At 74.2% G+C, this 4,977-nt stretch carries 1 protein-coding gene; it reads right to left on the bottom strand.

The window, feature by feature from the left end:
* Nucleotides 1–4,977, bottom strand: a 4,977-nt coding sequence (locus tag AQI95_RS48610; RefSeq protein WP_244189113.1) for a type I polyketide synthase, incomplete at both ends; no start/stop codon positions are given.

The raw sequence follows: 4,977 nt of genomic DNA, 5'->3' as shown, positions 1-4,977 counted from the left end.
GCAGCGGCCCGAGCCAGACGCGGCACCAGCACCACACCCTCCCGCACCGCAACCTCGGACTCACCCGAAGCCAGTACAGCGGGCAGTGCACGGTAGGAGGCGTCCGAGCCGTCCAGATCGGCCAGGACGATCCGGCCCGGATTCTCCGACTGCGCCGAACGCACCAGACCCCAGACCGGCGCGTGAACCAGGTCCGACACACCCTCCCCGGAGCGGGCCGCGACCGCACCCCGGGTCAGGAACACCAGACGCGACTGAGCGAACCGCTCGTCCGCCAGCCACTCCTTCAACAGCCCCAGCACCCGGCCGGTGGACTCGTGCACCGCAGCGGCCACATCACCCTCGGGCAGCTCCGTCAGCGGGACGCACACGAGCTCCGCGGCCCCGGCCGCGGCCGCGGCCAGTGCGGCGTGGGCCGTGTAGCGCACGCCCACGGTGTCCAGGCCGGCGTGTCCCGCGTGGCCGTCCGCGAGCAGGGCCCAGGGGCGCTGTTCGGCCGCGGACACCGGGGTCAGGGGCAGGGCCGTCCAGTCGACCTGGAACAAGGACTCCAGGCGGCCGCCGCGCGACGACGTGACGACCTGCTCGGGCGAGACGGCACGCAGGGCGAGCGACTCCACCGAGGCGACCGGTGCGCCCGCCTGGTCGGCGAGTTCGAGGGAGACCGCGTCGTGCCCGGCCGGGGCCAGGCGGACCCGGAGCGCGGCGGCTCCGGCCGCGTGGAGGCGGACGCCGCTCCAGGCGAAGGGGAGCCGTCCCCGGCCGGTGTTCTCGACGAGTCCGCCGAGTCCGGCCGCGTGGAGGGTGGCGTCCAGCAGGGCCGGATGGAGGCCGAACCAGTCGGCCGTCCGGGCGGTCTCCTCGTCCAGGGCGACCTCGGCGTACACCGCGTCGCCGTGCAGCCAGGCGGCGCGCAGGCCCTGGAAGGCGGGGCCGTAGTCGAACCCGGCCGCGGCGAGGCCCTCGTACAGACCGTCGAGGTCGACCGCGTCGGCTCCGGCCGGAGGCCAGGCCGTGAGGTCGGACGCGGGGGCGGGGGCGCCGAGGGCGAGGACACCCGCGGCGTGCCGGGTCCACGGCTCGTCGGCCGGGCTGTCCTCGTCGCGGGAGTACAGCGAGAGGGTGCGTCGGCCGGTGTCGTCGGCTCCGGCGACGGAGAGCCTCAGCTGGACCGCGCCGCGCTCGGGGAGGATGAGCGGGGCCTCAAGGGTCAGCTCCTCCAGGACACCGCAGCCGACCTGGTCGCCCGCACGGACCGCCAGTTCCACGAAGGCCGTGCCCGGCAGCAGGACCGAGCCGAGGACGGTGTGGTCGGCGAGCCAGGGGTGGGTGGCGCAGGAGAGGCGTCCGGTGAAGAGGAACCCGTCCGAGTCGGGGAGTTCGACGGCGGCACCGAGCAGCGGGTGGTCCGTCGCGCCCAGACCGAAGCCGGCGGCGTCGCCAGGGGTGTGCTGGGCGGTGGCCGCGGAGTCGAGCCAGTACCAGTCGCGCTGGAAGGCGTAGGTCGGCAGCTCGGTCGGGTGGGCGCCGGTCGGGGCGAAGTACGCCTCCCAGTCCACGGCAGCGCCGTGGGCGTGCGCCCCGGCGAGGGCGGTCAGGAGGGTGACGGGCTCGGGGCGGCCCGAGCGCAGGACGGGCGCGAACCGGGCGCCGTCCTGGGTCAGGCAGTCCTGGGCCATGGCCGACAGCACTCCGTCGGGACCGAGTTCGAGGTACGTCGTCACGCCCGCGGCCTCCAGGGCCCGGACGCCGTCGAGGAAGCGGACGGCTTCGCGGACGTGGCGGACCCAGAAGTCGGCGGAGCCCATCTCGTCGGTGACGGGGGCGCCGGTCAGGTTCGACACGACCGGGATGCGCGGAGTGGCGTACGTCAGGGACTCGGCGACCTTGCGGAAGTCGGCGAGCATGCCGTCCATGTGCGGCGAGTGGAAGGCGTGGCTGACCGTGAGCCGCTTGGTCTTGCGGTCGGCGAACGACGCCGCCACCGCGAGCGCGGCGTCCTCGTCGCCCGCGATCACGACCGAGGTCGGCCCGTTGACCGCGGCGATGCTCACGCGGTCGGTCAGCAGCGGCAGGACCTCGTCCTCCGACGCCTGGACCGCGATCATCACGCCGCCGGTCGGCAGCTCCTGCATCAGTCGGCCGCGTGCGGCGACGAGTTCGCAGGCGTCGTCCAGCGAGAGCACCCCGGCGATGTGCGCGGCCGCTATCTCGCCGATGGAGTGGCCGGAGAGGAGGTCCGGCCGCAGTCCCCAGTTCTCGACGAGCCGGTACAGGGCCACCTCGACCGCGAAGAGCGCGGGCTGGGTGTACGCCGTCTGGTTCAGCAGGTCCGCGTCGGTCCCGAACAGGGCTTCCTTCAGCGGGACTTCGAGGTCGAAGCGCTCGCACACGGCGTCCAGTGCGGCCGCGAACACCGGGTGGGTGTCGTACAGCTCACGGCCCGTGCCGAGCCGCTGGCTGCCCTGGCCGGTGAACAGGAAGGCCAGCTTCCCGGCCCCGGCCGCACCGACCACGCCGCCCGTGACCCCGGCGGCCGCCAGGTCGCCGTCCGCGACCGCGGCCAGACCGCGCAGGAGCTCGTCGCGGTCGCCGGCCACGACCACCGCGCGGTGGTCGAAGGCCGCGCGCCGCGTCGCCAGCGAGTAGGCCACGTCAGCGGCCTCCAGCTCGGCCGCGTCCTCCAGGCGGGCACGCAGGCGGGCCGCCTGACCGCGCAGAGCCTCCGCCGACTTCGCCGACAGGACGTACGGCAGGACCGGCGGCAGCCCGTCACCCGAACCGGCGGCCGGGGCCACCTCGTCGGGAGCCTGCTCGATGATCGTGTGCGCGTTGGTGCCGCTGATGCCGAAGGAGGACACACCGGCCCGGCGCGGACGGCCGGTCTCGGGCCACGGCACGGATTCCGTCAGCAGCGTGACGGCGCCGTCCTCCCAGTCCACATGCGGGGTCGGCTCGTCGACGTGGAGGGTCTTCGGCAGGACGCCGTGCCGCATCGCCATGATCATCTTGATCACACCGGCGACACCGGCCGCGGCCTGCGTGTGGCCCATGTTCGACTTGATCGAGCCCAGCCACAGCGGCTCGTCCGCGGCCCGCTCGCGTCCGTAGGTGGCCAGCAGGGCCTGCGCCTCGATCGGGTCGCCCAGGGTCGTACCGGTGCCGTGCGCCTCGACCACGTCGATCTGGTCGCTGCTCAGCCCGCCGGAGGCCAGGGCCTGGCGGATGACGCGCTGCTGCGAGGGCCCGTTCGGCGCGGTCAGGCCGTTGCTCGCCCCGTCCTGGTTGATCGCCGACCCGCGGACCACCGCCAGGACCGGGTGGCCCTTGCGGCGGGCGTCGGACAGCCGCTCCACGAGGAGCATGCCCGCGCCCTCGGCCCAGCTGGTGCCGTCGGCGGCAGCGGCGAAGGACTTGATGCGGCCGTCGGCGGCCAGACCGCGCTGGCGGCTGAACTCGGTGAAGGTGCCCGGCGTCGACATGACCGTGACACCACCGGCCAGCGCCATGTCGCATTCACCGCCCCGCAGTGCCTGGATGGCCCAGTGCAACGCGACGAGCGACGAGGAGCAGGCCGTGTCGACGGTGACCGCGGGGCCTTCCAGTCCGAAGGCGTACGAGACGCGGCCGGAGGCGATGCTGCCGGAGTTGCCGGTGCCCAGGTAGCCCTCGACGCCGTCCGGGACGGAGGTGATCCGGGTCGCGTAGTCGTGGTACATGATGCCCGCGAAGACGCCGGTACGGCTGCCCCGCATGGTCGCCGGGTCGATGCCGGCCCGCTCGAAGGCCTCCCAGGAGGTCTCCAGCAGCAGTCGCTGCTGCGGGTCCATCGCCACGGCCTCGCGCGGGGAGATCCCGAAGAAGGCGGGGTCGAAGCGGCCCGCGTCGTGCAGGAAGCCGCCAGAGCGGGTGTAGCTGGTGCCCTTCCCGTCCGGGTCCGGGTCGTAGAGCGAATCCAGGTCCCAGCCGCGGCCCTGCGGGAACTCCGAGATGGCGTCGACGCCGCCGGCCACGAGGCGCCACAGGTCCTCGGGGGTCTCGACCCCGCCGGGGTAGCGGCAGCTCATGCCGACGATGACGATCGGGTCGTCGCCGTGGACGACGGTCGCGAGCGCGGAGCCGTGCCCGGCCGCGTCGGCCGCCCCCTCCTCCAGCGAGAGGCCGAGGACCTCGGTCCGCAGGTACGCGGCGAGGGCGTTCGGCGTCGGGTAGTCGAAGACGAGGGTGGCGGGGAGCCGCTCACCGGTGGCGGCGCCGAGGCGGTTGCGCAGCTCGACGGAGGTGAGGGAGTCGAAGCCCAGCTCCTTGAAGGCCCGGTCTGCCGGGACCTCGTCCGTGGAGGCGTGGCCCAGTACGGCGGCCACCTCGGCGCGGACGGTGCCCAGCAGGGCCGCCTCACGCTCGTCGGCAGGGAGCGCCGAGAGCCGCGCACGGAGGGCGGAGGCGTCCGCGGAGCTGCCCTGGCCCGCCGCCCGGCGGACCGGGACGCGGACCAGGCCGCGCAGCAGGTCGGGCACCATACCGCTGCGGGCCTGGGCACGCAGGGCGGCCAGGTCGAGCGGGAGGGGCAGGAGCACGGGGTCGGCGGTGCGGCCGGCCGCGTCGAACAGGGCGAGCCCGGTCTCCGGGGTCAGCGCGCGGATGCCTCCGCGGTTGATGCGGTCCCGGTCGCCCTCGGCGAGGGTGCCGCCCATGCCGCCGACGCCGGTCCACAGGCCCCAGGCCAGCGAGGTCGCCGCCAAGCCCTGGGCCCTGCGGTGAGCCGCCAAAGCATCCAGGAAGGTGTTGGCGGCAGCGTAGTTGGCCTGCCCCGCACCACCGAAGACACCAGCAGCAGAAGAGAACAGCACGAACGCGGAGAGGTCCAACTCACGGGTCAACTCGTGCAGATTCCACCCCGCATCCACCTTCGGACGCAGCACCGCCGACAACCGCTCAGCCGACAACGAACCGACCACACCGTCATCGAGGACACCG

This window comes from Streptomyces yokosukanensis (assembly GCF_001514035.1).
Taxonomy (GTDB): domain Bacteria; phylum Actinomycetota; class Actinomycetes; order Streptomycetales; family Streptomycetaceae; genus Streptomyces; species Streptomyces yokosukanensis.
This window is presented reverse-complemented; position numbering and strand designations above follow the sequence as displayed.